An 18,991-nucleotide genomic window follows, 5' to 3' on the forward strand; every position below is an offset into this window, starting at 1 on the left:
ATGACTGAGAGCGTTGTTACTGTGCAATCAAGCCATTATTGATGGCGATAACATCATCTTCATTCAATGTACCCGCAGCTTGCTTTAGTGCAACAACTGAGTTGATGTAGCTATAGCGCGCATCGGATAATTTACGTTTTGAGTCGTACAAGTCACGGGTACGGTTCAAAACATCAACGATAGTACGAGTACCCACTTCGAAACCCGCTTGAGTGGCTTTTAGGGCACTTTCTGATGAAATAACAGATTGCTCATAAGCTTTGATTGAGCTGATAGAAGCACCTACGTTGTTGTAGTTATTACGAACGTTTTTCACTACACCACGGTAAATTTGCTCAAGCTTTTCACTTGCTTCAACATACTGGAATTGTGCTTCATTAACTTGTGAGCTGACTTTAAAACCTTCGAAAATCGGAATGCTTAAGTTGACACCAACGCTGACATTATCAAAATCAGGTTCGTTGAGATTCCCCATTTTTTGCTCAAGACCTTTGTTGTAACCGGCATTTAAGCTTAAAGACGGCATGTGGCCTGCTTGATAAAGCTTAATGGTCTCTTGGGCAATATCTTTACCAATACGTTGAGTCATTAAATCAACACTATTGGTTTCAGCAATTTTTAACCATTCGCTAGATGACGTTGGCGCTGGCGTAACGGCTGAGAAACGGTTGGTATCTAGCACATTAATCGTCTTGTGATCGATGCCGGTGATTTCACGTAAGGCTTCATAACTATTGGCGAGCGTGTTTTCGGCTAAAATTTCAGTGGCTGAGGCTAAGTCATATTGCGCTTGAGCTTCATGCACATCGGTAATCGCGGTTAAACCCACTGCGAAACGTTGTTTAGTTTGTTCAAGTTGACGCTCGATTGCGCGTTTTTCTGCACCTTGGAACTCGTAGTTGTCTTTCGCCGTTAATACATCGAAATAGGCTTTAGTGATACGAGTAATCAAGTTTTGTAATGCGGAAGCATAAGCGGAATCAGCTTGAGAAGCGGCTTTCTCAGCAAGACTTAAACCAACCCAAGCACTGTGATCATAGATGACTTGATTTAATTTCAGGCTACCTACTAGACCACTTGCATCATCCTTCGGATCATTCCAAGCTTTGTCATAACCGACGTTTGCACTAATGGTTGGCAACAGCGGAGCGCGGTTTTGTTCGATTTTCTCAAACAAACCATTACGCTGGGCTTGGGCTTGCAATACGAGCGGGTCGCTGGTCAGTGCTTGCTGATAAATTTGCAACAAATCATCTGCTTGCACCGCTGAAGCGGAAGCCGCAAGTGTTAATGCTGCGCATAAATTATGGATCTTAAATTTCATTTGCTGTCCTTATTAGACAAAATCCCCCCCACGGAGGAATATTTTAACTTCGTTTAGACTAAGTAATGCCTTTACCAAGGCGGTTTGCGCTTCCCGACGCTTCCCGATACAGCTAAAACTTAATGACCTAGAGTCTAAGAACTCTGACACTTTCAAGTCAAATTCGAAGTGTAACAGATTTTATTTTAAAAATGTGCTCAAATTGCCTTGATTGTAGGCGCAAATTTAACTTTTAAGGATAGAGTATGAAACCCCCTGTTTTTTCGCAAACGGATATTGAGATCTTAGGAAAAAAATCCCTTTATCAAGGTTTTTTCTCAATGGACGAATACACTTTCAAGCATAAATTATTCGCTGGTGGCTGGAGTAAGCCTGTCACTCGCGAAGTGTTTGAACGGGGTCATGCTGTGGTCGTCCTTCCCTATGATGCCAAGCAAGATAAAGTCGTACTCATTGAACAGGTACGCTTTCCTGCATTAGCAACTGCTAAATCTCCTTGGCTTCTTGAGTTAGTCGCGGGTATGATTGCGCCCGCAGAAACGCCTCTGGATGTTGCACACCGAGAATTAATGGAAGAAACTGGCTTAATGGCTAAGCAAATACACAGTGTAAATAGCTATTTAGCGAGCCCAGGTGGTAGTACAGAACGTTTCTATTTCTATTGGGCTGATGTCGATTCAAACGACGCCCGTGGATTGCATGGATTAGCTGAAGAGCACGAAGATATTCGATTGCATGTCATGAGCCGCGAGCAAGCTTATGAGCGAGTGGTTGCGGGCGAGATCGATAATGCGTCGACCGTTATTGGATTACAATGGTTACAATTGAACTATCAACAACTGGTTTAAGTTGGGATGAATTTGGCTACTTCGAGTCTAAAACGGCGCTATAAACCCAACGTCAGTGATTTTTTAGCACTGTGCGGGCGTAATTATGGCTATATGTTGAAATGGTTACCGTTAGAGATAGCTATCGGTGAGTCATGGCGACTCGAAGGTGAGTTTGGTATATTAGTAGTGCGAATTTTAGAAAATACCAAATATACTCAGCTAGTTGAGATATCTCGTCCCATCGAAATCAAGGAGTTTATCAATACTCCCAAGGTGTTAGTGAGAATTTATCACGATGCTAAATTAGCAGAAGTGTTAACTGGCCAACAGATTTACCAATTACGCCCAGTGTATGATTATCCCAATGTACGCATGTATCAAAGTGATGAAAAGTACCAGGTGAATGCATTCCTGGAAGAGTTATTAAAGATTGGTTACCAACACAGTGTCGTGTGCCAGTCTTAGAATTGGGTATTCAATGTGCTGAAAGAGGCTGTCTCTTACTCCATAGCTGAAGGGGAAAGCGTGCGTATCGTGCAAGTCACAGATCCGCATCTTTTTGCCGATCCTGAAGCTCAGCTATTAGGAGTTAATACTAGCAAAAGTTTTGCTGCCGTATTAAATACGATTAGAGCTGTGGACTATCCTGCTCACTTGATGCTCGCCACGGGCGATTTGAGTCAAGACTATTCGGCTGAGTCCTATCAGCAATTTGTGAAAGCAGTCACCCCCGTTGGCTTACCTTGCCATTATCTTCCTGGAAATCATGATGATCCACGGATCATGTATCTGCACATGCAGGGTGAACAGATTTTTGGGCAGCAGCGTATTCTGGCGGGAAACTGGCAAATCCTCATGTTGGATTCAACCGTGCGGGGAAAGCCTGGCGGCAATATGGCCGAGACTCAGTTCGAATTAATTGATGAAGCTATTGCCGCACATCCTGAATGCCATACTTTACTGGTGATGCATCACAATCCCATCGTTGTGAATTGTACTTGGCTGGATCAGCACTGCATGGACAATGGCGCCGAGTTTATCGCGCGAGTGGCAAAATATCCGCAGGTCAAAGGATTGCTCTGGGGACATGTGCACCAATGTATTGATACCCATCATAATGGGCCCCATGGCACGTTGCAGTTGATGGCGACACCTTCCACTTGTATTCAATTTAAGCCGTTATCGCCTTATTTTGCCTTGGATGGCGTTCAACCGGGTTATCGTTTGCTGGAGTTGAAAGCCGATGGTAGCATCAACACTAAAGTGTATCGCGTACCGGGTAACCATTTTTCCCCCGACAACAACTCTAGCGGTTATTAACGCGAATAGCCGCAGCCTGAGGAAATATGCTGCTTTATATTCACGGTTTTAATAGCTCTCCATTTTCAGATAAAGCTGTGATGACGGCTAAGTACATGGCGCGGCATCATCCTAGTGTGGCCTTCCATCAGCCCCAATTGCCTAATACACCTAAGGCTGCGATGGTGCTCTTAACCGCTTATGTTGAGGCTGCGATTGATGCCAAAGAGCCATTAGCTTATATAGGCTCATCTTTAGGTGGGTATTTCGCCAGCTATTTAGCCGAAACCTACGGTGGCAAAGCGGTGTTAGTTAATCCTGCGGTAAAACCCTTTGAGTTGTTCGATGAGTTTATGGGGCCGCAATTCAATCCTTACACTGAACAGCATTATCTTGTCTTACCTGAGCATAAGTCTGAAGTCGCTGAATTTAATACGGCTGTGATCCGCAATCCGGATCGTTTTTTGGTATTATTGCAGACAGGTGATGATGTGCTGGATTATCGCGAAGCGGTCAATAAGTATCATCACTGTCAATTGCGAGTTGAAGCGGGTGGTGATCACAGCTTTGTTGGTTATGAGTCGCATCTGCAAACTGTAAGCCAATTTTTACACTTACCTTGACAAACTGACATGCCGAGCCGCAACATGGCCGGATATAACAACCTATAGCGTGCCCTATGACAAATCAATACACCTCTGACGCCATTGAAGTTCTCAACGGACTCGATCCTGTTAAACGCCGTCCAGGTATGTATACCGACACCTCCAGACCGAACCATTTGGGCCAAGAGGTCATAGATAACAGTGTCGATGAGGCATTGGCAGGTCACGCGACAAAAATTGAAGTTGTTCTACATACAGATAACTCCCTCGAAGTCACTGATGATGGACGTGGTATGCCAGTGGATATCCACCCAGAAGAAGGCATTCCTGGGGTTGAGTTAATTCTGACCAAATTGCATGCTGGCGGTAAATTTTCGAATAAAAACTACCAGTTCTCCGGTGGTTTACACGGTGTCGGTATCTCGGTGGTTAACGCTTTGTCGCGCCGTGTCGAAGTCACGGTTCGCCGTGATGGCCAAGTGTATGACATCGCTTTTGAAAATGGCTTTAAAGTTGAAGATTTACGCCCAACAGGGACCTGTGGCCGTCGTAATACGGGGACTCGAGTGCATTTTTGGCCCGATGCGAGCTATTTTGATTCGGCTAATTTCTCAAATTCAAAACTGATTTATCTGCTTCGTGCTAAAGCGGTACTGTGCCCAGGTTTACGGATTAAATTCACCAATAAACAGACAAATGAAGTCCATGAATGGTTCTATGAAAGCGGCCTAACTGATTATTTAAAGGCGGCTATCGGTGACAATTTAAGATTGCCCGAAGAGCCGTTTGTGGGTTGCTTTAAAGGTCAACTAGAAGCCGCAGATTGGGCCATTACTTGGTTGCCTGAAGGCGGTGAATCCATTGGCGAGAGTTATGTTAATTTAATTCCGACTCCACTCGGTGGTACCCATGTGAATGGTTTCCGCCAAGGTTTATTGGAATCGATGCGGGAGTTCTGTGAGTTCAGAAATTTAATCCCCCGTGGTATTAAACTTTCACCCGAAGATATCTGGGATCGCGCCGCGTTTATATTGTCGGTGAAGATGCAAGAACCGCAATTCGCTGGTCAAACAAAAGAAAAGCTTTCTAGTCGCCAATGTGCTGCTTTTGTGTCTGGCGTTGTGCGTGACGCATTCTCACTCTGGTTGAACTCAAATACCGAGTTAGCTGAATCCTTAGCCGAAATGTGCATTAATAATGCCCAGAGTCGTTTAAAGGCCGCCAAAAAAGTGGCCCGCAAAAAGGTGACTTCGGGACCTGCACTGCCGGGTAAGCTGACAGACTGTAGTGGCCAAGATCCGATGCGCGGAGAGTTATTCCTCGTGGAAGGGGATTCTGCGGGTGGTAGTGCTAAACAGGCCCGCGATCGTGAGTTTCAAGCCATCATGCCGCTGCGTGGCAAAATCTTGAATACCTGGGAAGTCGATGCTTCACAGGTGTTAGCTTCACAGGAAGTCCATGATATTTCGGTCGCGATTGGTTGCGATCCCGATAGTAGTGATATCTCTGAATTACGTTATGGCAAGATTTGTATCCTTGCGGATGCCGACTCAGACGGACTGCACATTGCTACCTTGTTATGCGCGCTATTTTTGAAGCATTACCGTATCTTGGTTGAGCAGGGTCATGTGTATATTGCTATGCCGCCGTTGTTCCGTATTGATATCGGCAAAGAGGTTTATTACGCCTTAGATGAGGCAGAAAGAGCGGGTATTTTAGACCGTATTGCCGCTGAGAATAAAAAGGGTAAGGTACAAGTCACCCGCTTTAAAGGTTTGGGTGAGATGAATCCTTTACAACTTCGTGAAACAACGATGGATCCAAACACCCGTCGTTTAGTACAGTTGACTATAGATGACATCGAAGAAACGGATGCTTTGATGGATATGTTGCTCGCTAAGAAGCGTTCGCCGGACCGTAAAAACTGGCTTGAAGATAAGGGTGACATGGCTTTACTTTAATGTTGTGCACTATTGCCGATAACAATAAAACATAGGCATAAAGAAAATTACAATGTTGTATATTAAAACTAATAATTATAATTGCTTAAAGGTGTTTTCTGCCGGTTTTACGCTCTTAGCGAGTGTGACGTTATTGCTCTGCAATAGCGCCTTTGCGGGTTCCCAATCGATCATGATTACCGTCGCTAAGGGGTTTGGTTTATCGCTTTATGCCTCGGATATTGGCGATGCTAAGCAGATGGCGATGGGGGCTAATGGCACTTTATTTGTCGGTTCCAATAAGAGCGGCACTATCCATGCTCTCGTTGATAGTAATCAAGATGGTCGTGTCGATAAGCGCTATGTGATAGCCAAAGGGCTTGAATCACCCGATGCGATTGCATTCCACAATGGTGACTTGTTTGTCGCCACTGAAAATCAAATAGTACGCTTTGTTGATATTGAGCAAAGATTGCGCCGCCCGAGTCGACCCAAAGAGATTTACAGTGACTTGCCTTACTCAGAGAAGAAAAGTTCTCGGGCAATTAATTTTGGCCCAGATGGCCGTTTATATGTGTCTATTGGTGCACCCTGTAACGTCTGTGAAGCGCCAGTGCCTTACAGTAGTATCATAGCGATCAATGTTGATACAGGCGCGAGTGAGCAGATTGCGGCTGGTGTGCGTGATGCAAGTGGATTTGATTGGTCGCCAATAGACAAAAAATTATGGTTTGCCGATCAAGGCCGTGATTGGATGGGGGACAACTTACCACCCGATGAGATTAACCGCATCGATGTGATAGGGAGTCATTATGGTTTCCCTTATTTACATGCCAGTAGTGTTGTCGAACCCGCCTATGAAAAACCGAAAAATTTAAAAATCACTCTGCCAATGTATGAGTTGCCAGCCCATGTTGCACCCACGGGACTTGCATTTTATCGCGGCAGTCAATTTCCCGATATTTACCATAATCAGTTGTTTGTCGCCGAAAATGGCTCGTGGAATCGTTCGAGTAAAGTTGGCTATCAAGTGGTGATGTTGAAGATTGAAGATCAAAAAGTGGTGAGTCGTGAAACGGTTGTTAGTTTCCTTGACGGTGAATTTCCCGTTGCTCGACCCTTTGCGCTGTTATCGGCATCCGATGGTGCTATGTACATCTCCGATGATTTAAAAGGTAACGTGTATCGCTTGTTTTATAAGGGCGATAGTACTGAAGAAACACAGGAACTAGAAGAAAATGAGTGACGCTATCAAGTTAAGTCTCGATGGGGTAGAGCAAATGCCATTGCGGCGCTTTACCGAAGAGGCTTATCTGAACTATTCCATGTACGTCATTATGGACCGAGCCCTGCCACACATTGGGGATGGACTTAAACCGGTACAGCGTCGAATTATCTATGCGATGAGTGAGTTAGGTTTATCGGCTCAATCTAAGCATAAAAAGTCGGCCCGTACGGTTGGTGACGTATTAGGTAAATACCATCCTCACGGCGATAGTGCCTGTTATGAGGCTATGGTATTGATGGCGCAGCCATTTTCATATCGCTACCCGTTAGTCGATGGCCAAGGTAACTGGGGTGCCCCCGATGATCCTAAGTCATTTGCGGCTATGCGTTATACCGAAGCACGTCTCTCTAAATTCTCTGAAGTGTTACTCAGTGAACTGGGACAAGGTACGGTTGAGTGGGGGGCTAACTTCGACGGTACTTTGAAGGAACCTAAAGTACTGCCTGCACGTTTACCGCATATTTTACTCAATGGTATTACAGGTATTGCCGTAGGTATGGCGACGGATATTCCGCCGCATAACGTGAGAGAATTAGTCTCCGCCTGCGTAGCATTGCTCGATGATCCTAAGCTTGAACTCGAGCAACTGATGGCCTTTGTACCAGGTCCTGATTATCCAACTGAAGCCGAGATTATTACCCCGTCTGCCGATATTGCAAAAATTTATGAGTCGGGCCGTGGGTCATTAAGAGCACGTGCGGTTTACACTGTCGATGGCGGTGAAATCATCATAACGGCGCTGCCACATCAAGCCAGTAGCGGTAAAATTTTAGAGCAAATCGCCGGTCAAATGCAGGCGAAGAAATTGCCTATGGTGGCCGATTTACGCGATGAGTCGGATCATGAAAACCCAGTGCGTCTTGTGGTGGTACCGCGCTCCAATCGCGTTGATTGCGATCAACTGATGGCGCATTTGTTTGCGACCACGGATTTAGAAAAGAGCTTTAGAGTTAACTTAAACGTGCTGGGTCTCGATGGACGTCCGCGAGTTAAAGGGTTGAAAACCTTATTAACTGAGTGGTTAGAGTTCCGCGTTGATACGGTTAAACGTCGTTTAGAATATCGTTTAGACAAGGTGGTCTCGCGGTTACATATACTCGAAGCCCTAATGATCGCTTTCCTCAACATTGATGAAGTGATCGAGATTATTCGTTTTCACGATGATCCTAAAGCCGAGTTGATGGCCCGTTTTTCACTCAGTGATAAACAAGCCGAATCGATCCTCGAGTTAAAGTTACGGCATTTAGCTAAGTTAGAAGAATTTAAGATCACGGCCGAACAAAATGAGCTTGAAGCCGAACGCGAAAAACTGGAGCAGTTATTGGGCTCAGAGCGTCGCTTGAAGACGTTGATCAAGAAAGAATTAATTCAAGATGCCGAAACCTATGGCGATAATCGTCGCTCGCCAATCGTATTGCGTAATGAGTCCAAAGCATTAACTGAACAAGAGTTAACGCCGACAGAAGCCGTGACTGTTGTCTTATCTGAAAAAGGTTGGGTGCGTTGTGCTAAGGGCCACGATATCGATCCTTTGTCGCTCTCCTATAAGTCTGGCGACCAATATCTATGTAGCGCGATGGGACGTAGCAATCAGGCCGCAGTGTTTATTGATTCGTCTGGGCGGGCTTTTGCGACTGATAGCCATACTCTGCCATCGGCCCGTAGCCAAGGTGAGCCTATTACGACTCGCTTCAATATGGCACCTGGCGAAACCATGCAGCATGTGTTGATGGGTGAAGAAGACCAATGTTACTTGTTAGCAACTGATGCGGGTTACGGTTTTATTTGTTCATACAACGATATGGTGTCGCGCAATAAGTCAGGTAAAGCCTTGCTGAGTCTACCAACAAACGCTAAATCATTAACGCCTAAGTTGATCGACCGCACTAAAGAAATGTCACTGCTAGCGATCACAAACGAAGGGCGGATGTTACTGTTTTCGCTAGAAGCGTTACCGCAATTATCCAAGGGTAAAGGTAATAAAATTATTGGCATACCAACCGAAAGGGCCAAGAATCGGGATGAACTTATGACGCATTTACAATTAGTGCCGAGTGATACGCCGGTTACCTTGTGGGCAGGTAAGCGCAAACTCACACTGAAGCCAAGCGATCTTGAGCATTATCGAGGTGAACGTGGTCGTCGTGGTGCTAAATTGCCTAGAGGATTACAACGTGTCGATAGCGTTGAATTAGGTGACGGTGGTGATGCTTTAGCGAGCATTTAATGCTTTGTAATGGTTTCAATGCTGTAAAGAATTAAATGGGTTAACTAAAACCACCTCAGTTTGGCTTAGGTGGTTTTTTATTTTTTGCGTTTTGGATTAGATTTGAGACATAAAAAAACCTACTGTATTACTACAGTAGGTTTCTATTATCTCTTAGGTAAGAGATTAGAAGTCGTAACGTACGCCTACAGAGAATACGTTGTCATCTTGTAGATCTGTTTTAGCATTAGCAACAGTAAAATCACCACGGTACATAGCGTATTGACCATAGATCATAGTTGATTTCGCTAAGCGATAATCAGCACCAATGTTGAAGTTTTGGAAATTGATGTCATCAGCACCTTTTACGCCGCCCAGTTTAGTGTAAGCGCCACCTAAACCAGCTTCATCAATGCCGTATTCAGCTTTCAGGTTTACACCGTTCAGATCATAAGAAACGTTAACAAAGTAAGTGTTACCTTCGATGTCATTGTTCACAACATCTTCAGAGTTTTGGAATAAACCACCAACTTTGAATTGACCGAATTTTGCTTGGCCAACTAAACGGTATGCATCAACACCAGCAATGCCTTTGTTATAGGCTACTGCAGCATAGTAATTCTGTTCTTTAAACTTGCTGTCACCTAGAGTTGCGCTTAATGCATATAGGCTTTCAGAAGTCTTAGCTGTAGTGTCGTTATCATCAAATTGATAGTTAGCGTTTAATGTCACTAAGCCTGCAATTTTTGGTGAATAGTACCAAGCACCATCGGCAGTACGAGTTTGGGCACTGACTAAACGGTCGATATCGGCGTTAGTGTTACCGAAAATATCCACAGCACCTTCGGCTTGTTTGAATACTGAGTCATTACGACCCACTAACACAGTACCAGCGTTAGTTTTTAAACCTAAGAAAGTGTTACGTGCTTTGAAAACATCACCTGCACCAGAAGTGTTTTCAACTTGGAATTCCATTTGGTAGATAACGTCAAAGCCATCAGCGATTTTTTCTGAACCTTTAACACCTAATAGAGAGAAGTTGTTTTCTAAATAAGTACCTGCGTTATTCTCATCGGCATAGTTTGCTTCTAAGCCGTTAGTACCTGATTGTAGAGTGGCACCTGTGTCAGTATGGGTTAGAGCAAGCTCTAAACGACCATAGAAGCTTGGGCCTTCGGCTAGCGCACCGAATGAAGCCAATGCTAATACTGATGCAACTGATGCAGAGATGAATGTCTTTTTCATGTTTTGTGCTCCCTCGAACCTAAGTTCTTATCCATTTTTCATGGTTTTTGTGTGGTTTAACGCATTTGCTACCTGAGTCGGTAACAAAGTTGCCGCCGATTTTTACAGTTTTACGACTCGCAGGCTGTGGCGCAGATCATGTTTTTGGCTCTCCTTGCCTATATTCGGGCCATTTCTGGGATCTTTCCTTATATCTTGACTGCAAATTTACCTGAAAGGGGTAAAACTCTATTTTTCACTTACTACTTAAGTGGTAGGTAAGGCGGATTGCCTTAGATAGTGCGTCGGCGAGGGTAACTGTAGCATATACTAATGCTGTAGCAAGTCTGTCATATTGGTTATAGATTTGTGTTTGGGGGCGATATCTAAGCAGAAAAAGCGGCCGAAGCCGCTTTTTTATCAATAAATAACCTTGGGGTTAGTTGATTAATCTATTTAAAAATCAACGCGTAAACCGACAGTAAAGATGTTGTCATTCAGGTCTTGCTTTACATCGGCCAACATAAGATCACCATCGAAGCGCGTGTAGTGACCATAGACCATAGTCTTAGTGCTCAGGCGGTAATCTGCGCCCACACTGAACTGTTGCAGGTCAACATCACGGACCTGTTCTAGGCCACTGTTGTTTTGGTCGCCAACATAACGGCTCACGTACTTGCCTAGACCTGAGTCATCTTTGCCGTACATCATCTTTAGTTTTAAGTCGCCAATTAAGTAGGCTGCGTTGACAAAATAGGTATCGCCTGAGAGATTGGCAAACTTATCATCTACATGCTCACTGTGTTGATATAAGGCACCTAAGATTATGTCACCGAATTTAGCTTGGGCCACACCACGGTAGGCTTCGACGTTATCAATACCATCACTATAGGCGGCAGCGACATAGTAGTTTTGTGCTTTAAAGGCTTTATCCCCTAAGGTGGCGCTCAGAGCATACATTTGATCTTTGCTATACACGTCGTTGCCATTGCTATCCACTTGGTCATAGTTATCACTCATCAGATAAGTGGCATTAAGCGTCACGAGATCGGCAATTTTAGGTGAATAGTAAGAAATGCCATCGGCTGAGCGTGTTTGGCCTGCAACCAGTAAGTCGATATCAGCATTGGTATTACCGAAAAGATCGAAGCTACCTTCAGCTGATTTAAATACGGTATCGTTACGGCCTACTAAGGCCGTACCTGCGGCACTTCTGATCCCTAGGAATGTATTACGGGCATTGAAGGTTTTATTTGAGTTGTCAAAGTTTTCGACACCAAATTCCATTTGATAAATGATGTCAAAGTAAGGGCTTACAGCTTCAGAACCTTTTACGCCTAACCAAGAGAAGTTGTTTTCAAGAACAGTGCCCTCCTTTTGGTTTTGAGTTGCATAACCTGTGTCTGAATTGGTAATGGCAAGATCAGCATGACCATAGAATTCAGGGCCATCGGCGAGTGCTGTGAATGAATAGAGTGTGAGGCTAGAAATAATAGCCGTCGTCAGTAGATTCTTTTTCATCTTCATTTTCCTGTGCTTATCGCTGTTATATGCATTGATAACTTCAGTATCTATGCATGCTGTTGAGCTTTTATGCGGCAAAGTCTGCACAGACTTGAAATGATAAAGTGTGATCTTGATCAAGTTTCATATAAAGGATGGCTTATTCAACATATTGTTTTACAAGTAAAATACATGTTTTTATTAAGTCGATTACCAAATGACTCGGTGGTAAATGATGGGCCTTTGCTTTTATTACACTCATTTAGTATTCGTATCCCTTTGCATCTAGTGTTTGGTGGCTGAGGATCTGATTTCGGTTTATGTCGATATCGTTTAGAATCCACGGCACATTTCTGGTGTTGCTTTTAAGCTGTCCCAGCTGGTGTCTCCTGGATGCTGGGGTAAGCGTTCCTGCTGTTATTGGGTAATATAAGGTAAGTATTTATGACTGAGGCCTATCAAAATCGATTTGGCGGAATTGGCCGTTTGTATGGACAAAAGGCGTTGGCTAAATTTGCCACATCCCATGTGATGGTAATTGGTATTGGTGGCGTCGGTACTTGGGCGGCTGAAGCCTTAGCGCGGAGCGGCATAGGGCAGATAAGTTTGATGGATTTAGATGATATCTGCGTCACTAATACTAACCGACAAATACATGCTCTTAGCTCTACCATCGGCGGTTCTAAAGTTGCTGTGATGGCACAACGGATCCGTGAAATTAATCCTGATTGCCAAGTGAATGAAATTGAAGATTTTATTACATTGGATAATCTAGGCGAGTATTTGCTTGGAGCTAAAGAGGGCGGCAATATTGATTATGTTATTGATTGTATTGATGCCGTTAAGCAGAAGGCTGCGTTAATTGCTTGGTGTAAACGTCAAAAAATTAAGATAGTGACAGTGGGCGGTGCGGGTGGACAGACAGATCCGACGCAAATTCAGTTAACTGATCTCGCTAAAACCTACCAAGATCCTTTGCTAGCCAAAGTGCGTAATATTTTGCGCCGCGAGTATAACTTTTCTAAAAACGTGCAACGCCGGTTTGCTATCGATGCTGTTTTTTCCAGTGAGCAGTTAGTGTATCCCCAAGCCGATGGCTCAGTGTGCGGTACTAAAGTGGCGGCTGATGGCAGCATGAGGATGGATTGTGCTTCTGGTTTTGGGGCTGTGACTATGGTCACTGGGACATTTGGTTTTGTGGCGGCAAGTCGCGTGTTAGCGCGATTGGCACTGCAGGCTCAAGAGGCGGTTTAAACTCTTAACCTAGATTCAGTCAAGATATCACCGCTTTCAAGGGCGGTGATACCCCTTCAATATTATGTAATTTCATTAGGTTATACCTAGATATAAAAATCTTGTTGATTATTGACTGGTTCACATTGAGTGTATGGAAATTTAATATCAAATTGTGGGCCGCCTAGTTTTGAGTCTGCGCGATAACTCATAGTGCCTTTCAACAGTGTTGCGGCATTAAAGGCCGCTGATAATCCTAAGCCAGTACCACCTTTATTACGATTTGTAGTAAAGAAGGGTTCGAACATGTGCTCAGCAACATCTGCTGGAATGGCTAAGCCATTATTTTGAATGCTGATTTGAATTGATTCTTCATCCAAAGTCGCATTAATGTGGATAAGATTGTCTTCATGTCCTTGGAATGCATGGGTAAAGGCGTTCGAGAGAATATTACTAACAATTTGATTTAACAAACTGATATTGGTTTTGATATTGAGTGTAGGCTCCACGTTGATCTCCGTTGAGGCGTTAACATTGGGATGCATAATTAATGTCGACTCTAGGATTTCATGTAGCTGCTGGTTTAGATTACAGCATTGGTGTTCTTCGTGACTGCGATCGATGGCGATCGTTTTAAATTTTTGAATTAAACTACTGGCTTTAGTGATATTACGGACAATGAGTTCACAGCTTTCTTGGTACTCATTAAGTATTTCATTTATCTCATCTAGTGTGGCTTGATCGCTGTGGATCAGGTCGATTAGTTCTTCAATATGGCTGAGCTGCGCACTCGCCGCCGTCAAACAAATGCCAATTGGGGTGTTTATCTCATGTGCAACCCCTGACACGAGTCCACCCAAGGCCGCCATTTTTTCTTGCTCAACTAAAACCTGTTGTGCTCGTTTTAGTGCGCTAAGGGATTGTTCTAACTCTAGTGTTCTTTCTTTTACTTGCCTTGCGAGCTCTTCTTTATAGCTACGTTCGAGCTTGAGTAGCCGCTCTCTATCTTCTAAGGCTATTTGCAGTTCCGTCTTAGAATTCTTTAAGGCGCTAAATGAGCTTCTAAGTTGTACTTGCATGCTATTGATGGAATCGGCGACTTGTTTGAATTCATCAATTTTTTCATGACGGTCAAATTGTAGTGGCTCGTATTCATGGTCTATGTCGATATTTTTGCAGTATTGGCTGAGTTTATCTAAGTGTTTAGTAATGTTGAACCACACTAAAAATAGAATAAACCCAGCCACTAAGAAGGTTTTAATGCCATTAGAAAGCAGAATGATAATGGCCTTATCATACAAGCGTTGATAGATAGCATCGACATCGACTTGTATTTCGAGTGTGCCGACATTGATGTTTTCAGTCGGTGATTTATAGACTAAAGGAAAGGTTTTATCTAAGGAGTGTTCTTGTTTCTGCTCGCCTGCATTCCATGCTTGGCCGCTGTCATCTTTAATCGAAATATAGTTAATATCGGGCAGCTGAATTAGCCCATTGAGCTGAGTGTTAATGAGCCGCTCGTCAATAACCCAAATACTGGCGGCGAGCACATCTAAGTTCACCTTTTCCATGTTGGAAAATACTCTATCGATACGCACGACATCATTGCGATAATCACTGATCAACTGATATGCAGTGGTGATTAAGGTGATAACAGAACTAAAAAGTATAATAGACAGGGTAAGGTGCCTGCCTATGGGGCTTTTGATAAGTTGGCTAAAGAATGTCAGCATCTTAAATTTTCTTTATGCAATAGCGGCTTGAGATGCTTATAAGCATAGACCTACAGATCCAGAAAGTGCATTTTCTCGCAGATAAAATCAACGAAATATGTCTTCATTTGTGGCATTAAATTTGCTTATTAGCCGATAAGTTCAATTTTTTGTCACTGGGATAGCACTATGTTTAAACTCAAGCTGGATTCAGTTAAGTTTTTTAGCCCGAAGAAAATGATGTTTAGAGTCATGCTGTGGCTTATGGTGAGTTGTTCTGTCTTACTTCTTATTCCCCCTAATGTGCTGGCAGTGCTGGCGCTCGATAAATTTGTACCAGAACATGCACAGTTTGTTGGATTAGGTCTAATCGTTTCTATCGCTTATTTTTTGAGTCAATTAATTAACTTAGGCTTAGATGAGTCTATCCGTCATTTAAGTGATAAGCGTGTTATTGAGACGATTGAAGCTAAAGTGAATCTACTTGATCCCGCTGAGCGAGCTTTAGTGAGGGAATTCTTTCTTCAAGGCGCCACGATTTTGACTCTGCCGCAAAATGAACCCGCTGTAAAAAGTTTAGTGAATGCCTGTATCTTAGAAAAGCTCGGTAATGAGCGCCATTATGCGATTCAGGGACCGACCGCTGACTATAAGATTGCCATGAAAGCGCGTATGTACCTCAACCGTGATGTGCTGCGTTTACCTGCCGGTGAGCCGAGCCAAGAAGAAATGCAGTCGTTGATTAAGGCGCGTCCGCAATTTTTGAATGGATTAGTACAAAACAGAAAACACGCAGCATAGGCGTGTTCTACCTCACTCGGATGAGTGCTAGCAATGTTTTAGTTAGCACTTTTAACATGCGAGACAACAAAAAATGGGGGTTATAAGACCCCCTAGATTTTGCATTTATACAAGAAACATGAAGAACAACTGGAGCAAAAACTATGGTTTCGGTGCCGACTTCACAATGAACATCCAAGTGATATAAGACACTATCCCTATGGTGCTAAAGATAACGATCATTGAAAGTAAGCCTATGGGGTTACCAAACATTAGATCTAACCAAAATGCCATGACTGAAATCCTCTTTCCTGTGAAGTCCTCGCTAAATTAGCGGTATTCGATAGCTAAAATACTGATCTCGATCAATAAAAAATCGACATAGGAATACAAAGTCATAACCCTTAGTTAACTCTGTGATCTTGGTCAAATTTAAGGGTGTGCTTAACAGCGGCGAGTTCAAATAATTTAGTTTTGTTTCTTCTTCCGTTAGCGTCTAGGATTAACCTATTCAACTCGATCGATATTCAGTTAACGCGCTATTCCATTTATTCGTTCTTGTTTTTATATGAAGGCGCGATATCAGTTTTTTAAAGGAGTAAAAAATGGATTCTAAAAAAAGTCACAAGGATTCAATGGGATATAATTCTATCTTTGCGCCACTATTGTTGCTGATTTATCCCCTCTATTGTTTGGTGATCACTGGGCACTTTGTCGCCATTTTATGTTTAAGCGCGCTCGCCGCCATTTTAGTGTTCAACATCAATAAATTAATTCGTAATTTGAGACAACTTGAGCGTGCAGCCCACCACTTAGGCGAGGGAGATTTGAGTTATCAATTGGAAGAGAAAGATGCGGGTGTGTTCATTAAGGTAGTACATAACATTAATCGCATGGGTGAGGATGTCAGCCGTACGATTTTGTCTTTATCTGATACTTGTGAAGGGATGAAAAAAGTCGCCTCGGATATCAAGGTTATCAGTGAACAGGCAAAGCAAGGCGTGTTAGAGCAAGAGCATCAAACTGAACTGGCAGCCAGTGCGATGACGCAGATGGTTTCAAGCGTACAAGCCGTATCGCAAAATGCGGTGAGTGCTGCGCAGGCAGCTGATATTGCCCAAAGTTCTGCTAAGCGCGGCGATCAAATCATGAATGGCATAGTCACTAAAATTGGCGCTATGTCACAACAGATCCATGATACTCGAACCGTGATCGAGCACTTGGCCGCCGACAGCAACAATATCAGTAGTATTATTGAAACCATTTCGCAGGTGGCCGAACAAACCAATTTACTCGCTTTAAATGCTGCCATTGAAAGTGCGAGAGCGGGTGAACATGGCCGCGGTTTTGCTGTAGTCGCCGATGAAGTACGTAATCTTGCTAAACGAACATCCGAAGCCACGGTTGAGATCCAGCAGCAAATCGCCGCATTACAAAAAGGCGCACAACATGGTGTTGAAGTCATGTTGAAAAACGTGGCGATTGCCGACGAAACGGCTGATATGGTTGATCAAGCTCACAGTGCACTCGGGCAGATTGTCGCTCAGGTGGAGACCATTACCGATATGTCCCATCAAATCGCCACGGCATCGGGACAACAACATACAGTAGCAGAGGAAATTAATAAAAATATCAGTGTGATGGCTGAGCTAGCCCTGAGTAATGCCTCCCACACCAACAACACTAACTTATCGAGTTTGAAAGTGTATAACATGTCGCAGGAAATAGGCTCCTTGCTGCATCGATTCCATGTGAATGCGGCATTTTTTAATTCGAGTCAGGCACAAAATAAACTCTTTGTGAAATGGGGGCCTGAGTTAGACATAGGGATGCCAGAGATCAATCGTCAACATCAGCGCTTAGTCTCATTGATCAATGAATTACACCGCACATTAAATGAAGAGTATGGACTCGAAGCCATCAAACGTATCGTGCAAGGGTTAGTGGATTACACGGCCAATCACTTTGCCTATGAAGAGGAACTCTTTGCGCGTTTTGGTTACCCTCAAACTGATAGTCATAAGGAAAAGCACGGCAAGTTAGTTGGGCAAGTACTTGATTTTCAAAAGCGGGTTGTTAGAGGTGAAGATGTTGCCGACGAATTAATGGCTTTCTTGAAAGCTTGGTTGGTAAACCATATTCAAAAAAGTGATAAAGAATATACCGTTTTTTTATTATCCCATGGCGCAGAATAACCCCAAGAGCATGATTTTTGAGCGGTTAAATGCAATTTGTATTAAAGTCGCGGCAAAAGACTTGCCATTGTCATAAGCAAAGGTATAATTCCCAGCACTTAGAGACAGCCACTTGTTTTGATTGCTTCTAAGTGCATATTTGATATGCCAGTGTGGTGAAATCGGTAGACACAGGGGATTCAAAAGTCATAGTGTCTACGGTTTAATGTAACTAAGCTGATGATATAAATAGTTATTTTTAAAAAGTTCACTTGCAAAGATTTGCAAAGTTTTATAGATTGAAGATTATGCCAGTGTGGTGAAATCGGTAGACACACGGGATTCAAAATCCCGCGCCCTTAAAAGCGTGCCAGTTCGAGTCTGGCCACTGGTACCACTTCAAAGCCGACCTTAGTGTCGGTTTTTTTGTACCTAAAATTCAGTCATGTTAGATACTTACCAACACGCTACTTTGCTAGAGTTCATCATTCACCTTCCTGCAAAGCACCACACTGGGCATACTTGCCTAGGTCAAATCTTTGATGGTGGTTGTTTTTCCATTTTCCATCACCGACTTAATCCCGTTATCTCTCGCAGCAGTGCTCGAATACATTTGGCTAGTGCCAATGATTTGATGGTTGGCTGCTTTGAGGTTGAAATACGGCTTCTCGTTTTTTGCGACTTCTTTGGCATATCGGGCTTCGATTGGGGAGTTGGTTTGCACGGATTCAATACCGTTCAACGCGCCACTCTTACCTGTGTAAAGCTCGCTGGTGAGAATGACCTCTCCATTTCCCGCCTTTAATACAAACTTAAATTGCTCATTACTGCTTTTACTTAATTCATACCATCCTGACATGGGTTTACTCCTTA

16 protein-coding genes and 1 tRNA gene are annotated in these 18,991 nt (G+C 43.5%); 11 read left to right on the plus strand and 6 right to left on the minus strand.

Annotated features, from left to right (window positions below; genetic code table 11):
- Positions 1 to 16: 16 nt before the first annotated feature.
- Complete coding sequence (gene tolC, locus KFE26_RS19385; protein WP_105251469.1) at positions 17 to 1,324, minus strand: outer membrane channel protein TolC; 1,308 nt, start codon at positions 1,322 to 1,324, stop codon at positions 17 to 19.
- Positions 1,325 to 1,569: 245 nt separating this feature from the next.
- Between tolC and nudF the strand changes: the two genes are divergently transcribed.
- Genes nudF through parC form a run of 7 tightly spaced genes read left to right on the plus strand, consistent with a single transcriptional unit; the run spans position 1,570 to position 9,513 of the window.
- Positions 1,570 to 2,172, plus strand: a complete 603-nt coding sequence (gene nudF, locus KFE26_RS19390) for an ADP-ribose diphosphatase (protein ID WP_028759445.1) — start codon at positions 1,570 to 1,572, stop codon at positions 2,170 to 2,172.
- Between the two features lie 6 nt (positions 2,173 to 2,178).
- Positions 2,179 to 2,619 carry a DUF1249 domain-containing protein gene (locus tag KFE26_RS19395; RefSeq protein WP_105251470.1) on the plus strand — a complete coding sequence of 147 codons (441 nt, stop codon included), beginning with the start codon at positions 2,179 to 2,181 and terminating at the stop codon, positions 2,617 to 2,619.
- Between the two features lie 15 nt (positions 2,620 to 2,634).
- The gene (gene cpdA / locus KFE26_RS19400; protein ID WP_105251471.1) at positions 2,635 to 3,474 is read left to right on the plus strand and encodes a 3',5'-cyclic-AMP phosphodiesterase; all 840 of its coding nucleotides are present in this window, start codon (positions 2,635 to 2,637) and stop codon (positions 3,472 to 3,474) included.
- Positions 3,475 to 3,500: 26 nt separating this feature from the next.
- A complete protein-coding gene (locus KFE26_RS19405; protein WP_105251472.1) occupies positions 3,501 to 4,076 on the plus strand; it encodes a YqiA/YcfP family alpha/beta fold hydrolase in 576 nt (191 codons plus the stop codon).
- A gap of 56 nt (positions 4,077 to 4,132) precedes the next feature.
- Positions 4,133 to 6,019, plus strand: coding sequence for a DNA topoisomerase IV subunit B (parE, locus tag KFE26_RS19410; RefSeq protein WP_105251473.1), 1,887 nt, complete (start codon positions 4,133 to 4,135; stop codon positions 6,017 to 6,019).
- Positions 6,020 to 6,071: 52 nt separating this feature from the next.
- A complete protein-coding gene (locus KFE26_RS19415) occupies positions 6,072 to 7,244 on the plus strand; it encodes a PQQ-dependent sugar dehydrogenase (RefSeq protein ID WP_105251474.1) in 1,173 nt (390 codons plus the stop codon).
- Positions 7,237 to 9,513 carry a DNA topoisomerase IV subunit A gene (parC, locus tag KFE26_RS19420; RefSeq protein ID WP_212601404.1) on the plus strand — a complete coding sequence of 759 codons (2,277 nt, stop codon included), beginning with the start codon at positions 7,237 to 7,239 and terminating at the stop codon, positions 9,511 to 9,513. The genes KFE26_RS19415 and parC overlap by 8 nt, the downstream gene beginning before the upstream one ends.
- 165 nt (positions 9,514 to 9,678) lie before the next feature.
- Here parC and KFE26_RS19425 read toward each other — a convergent pair whose 3' ends face one another.
- Positions 9,679 to 10,737 carry a porin gene (locus tag KFE26_RS19425; protein ID WP_105251476.1) on the minus strand — a complete coding sequence of 353 codons (1,059 nt, stop codon included), beginning with the start codon at positions 10,735 to 10,737 and terminating at the stop codon, positions 9,679 to 9,681.
- A gap of 435 nt (positions 10,738 to 11,172) precedes the next feature.
- Entirely contained in the window at positions 11,173 to 12,237 is a 1,065-nt protein-coding gene (locus KFE26_RS19430) for a porin (protein WP_212601405.1), read from the minus strand.
- A gap of 426 nt (positions 12,238 to 12,663) precedes the next feature.
- Between KFE26_RS19430 and tcdA the strand changes: the two genes are divergently transcribed.
- On the plus strand, positions 12,664 to 13,473 hold the full coding sequence (gene tcdA, locus KFE26_RS19435; RefSeq protein ID WP_212601406.1) for a tRNA cyclic N6-threonylcarbamoyladenosine(37) synthase TcdA: 810 nt from the start codon (positions 12,664 to 12,666) through the stop codon (positions 13,471 to 13,473).
- Between the two features lie 86 nt (positions 13,474 to 13,559).
- Here tcdA and KFE26_RS19440 read toward each other — a convergent pair whose 3' ends face one another.
- Positions 13,560 to 15,185 carry an ATP-binding protein gene (locus tag KFE26_RS19440; protein ID WP_212601407.1) on the minus strand — a complete coding sequence of 542 codons (1,626 nt, stop codon included), beginning with the start codon at positions 15,183 to 15,185 and terminating at the stop codon, positions 13,560 to 13,562.
- 168 nt (positions 15,186 to 15,353) lie between these two features.
- On the opposite strand from KFE26_RS19440, the gene KFE26_RS19445 reads away from it, so the two are divergent.
- The gene (locus KFE26_RS19445) at positions 15,354 to 15,965 is read left to right on the plus strand and encodes a superinfection exclusion B family protein (protein WP_105251480.1); all 612 of its coding nucleotides are present in this window, start codon (positions 15,354 to 15,356) and stop codon (positions 15,963 to 15,965) included.
- 141 nt (positions 15,966 to 16,106) lie between these two features.
- Here KFE26_RS19445 and KFE26_RS19450 read toward each other — a convergent pair whose 3' ends face one another.
- Positions 16,107 to 16,238: a DUF3149 domain-containing protein gene (locus tag KFE26_RS19450; RefSeq protein ID WP_105251481.1), complete on the minus strand. Its 132-nt coding sequence runs from the start codon at positions 16,236 to 16,238 to the stop codon at positions 16,107 to 16,109.
- A gap of 311 nt (positions 16,239 to 16,549) precedes the next feature.
- On the opposite strand from KFE26_RS19450, the gene KFE26_RS19455 reads away from it, so the two are divergent.
- Both KFE26_RS19455 and KFE26_RS19460 read left to right on the plus strand, forming a co-directional pair.
- Positions 16,550 to 18,139, plus strand: coding sequence for a bacteriohemerythrin (locus tag KFE26_RS19455; RefSeq protein ID WP_212601408.1), 1,590 nt, complete (start codon positions 16,550 to 16,552; stop codon positions 18,137 to 18,139).
- Between the two features lie 289 nt (positions 18,140 to 18,428).
- Positions 18,429 to 18,515, plus strand: a tRNA-Leu gene (locus KFE26_RS19460).
- A 129-nt stretch (positions 18,516 to 18,644) separates the two neighbouring features.
- Here the strand turns inward: KFE26_RS19460 and KFE26_RS19465 are convergent.
- A complete protein-coding gene (locus KFE26_RS19465; RefSeq protein ID WP_011847750.1) occupies positions 18,645 to 18,977 on the minus strand; it encodes a YegP family protein in 333 nt (110 codons plus the stop codon).
- Between the last annotated feature and the right edge of the window lie 14 nt (positions 18,978 to 18,991).

The organism is Shewanella sp. M16, assembly GCF_018224605.1.
GTDB lineage: Bacteria > Pseudomonadota > Gammaproteobacteria > Enterobacterales > Shewanellaceae > Shewanella > Shewanella oncorhynchi.

Bases quoted from the DNA above. Each gene is read 5' to 3' on its own strand.
- KFE26_RS19445 (WP_105251480.1), top strand. From the start codon at position 15,354: ATGTTTAAACTCAAGCTGGATTCAGTTAAGTTTTTTAGCCCGAAGAAA.
- KFE26_RS19395 (WP_105251470.1), top strand. From the start codon at position 2,179: ATGAATTTGGCTACTTCGAGTCTAAAACGGCGCTATAAACCCAACGTC.
- KFE26_RS19430 (WP_212601405.1), bottom strand. From the start codon at position 12,237: ATGAAAAAGAATCTACTGACGACGGCTATTATTTCTAGCCTCACACTC.
- KFE26_RS19440 (WP_212601407.1), bottom strand. From the start codon at position 15,185: ATGCTGACATTCTTTAGCCAACTTATCAAAAGCCCCATAGGCAGGCAC.
- tolC (WP_105251469.1), bottom strand. From the start codon at position 1,324: ATGAAATTTAAGATCCATAATTTATGCGCAGCATTAACACTTGCGGCT.
- KFE26_RS19450 (WP_105251481.1), bottom strand. From the start codon at position 16,238: ATGGCATTTTGGTTAGATCTAATGTTTGGTAACCCCATAGGCTTACTT.
- KFE26_RS19465 (WP_011847750.1), bottom strand. From the start codon at position 18,977: ATGTCAGGATGGTATGAATTAAGTAAAAGCAGTAATGAGCAATTTAAG.
- parC (WP_212601404.1), top strand. From the start codon at position 7,237: ATGAGTGACGCTATCAAGTTAAGTCTCGATGGGGTAGAGCAAATGCCA.
- parE (WP_105251473.1), top strand. From the start codon at position 4,133: ATGACAAATCAATACACCTCTGACGCCATTGAAGTTCTCAACGGACTC.
- nudF (WP_028759445.1), top strand. From the start codon at position 1,570: ATGAAACCCCCTGTTTTTTCGCAAACGGATATTGAGATCTTAGGAAAA.
- KFE26_RS19455 (WP_212601408.1), top strand. From the start codon at position 16,550: ATGGATTCTAAAAAAAGTCACAAGGATTCAATGGGATATAATTCTATC.
- tcdA (WP_212601406.1), top strand. From the start codon at position 12,664: ATGACTGAGGCCTATCAAAATCGATTTGGCGGAATTGGCCGTTTGTAT.
- KFE26_RS19405 (WP_105251472.1), top strand. From the start codon at position 3,501: ATGCTGCTTTATATTCACGGTTTTAATAGCTCTCCATTTTCAGATAAA.
- KFE26_RS19415 (WP_105251474.1), top strand. From the start codon at position 6,072: ATGTTGTATATTAAAACTAATAATTATAATTGCTTAAAGGTGTTTTCT.
- KFE26_RS19425 (WP_105251476.1), bottom strand. From the start codon at position 10,737: ATGAAAAAGACATTCATCTCTGCATCAGTTGCATCAGTATTAGCATTG.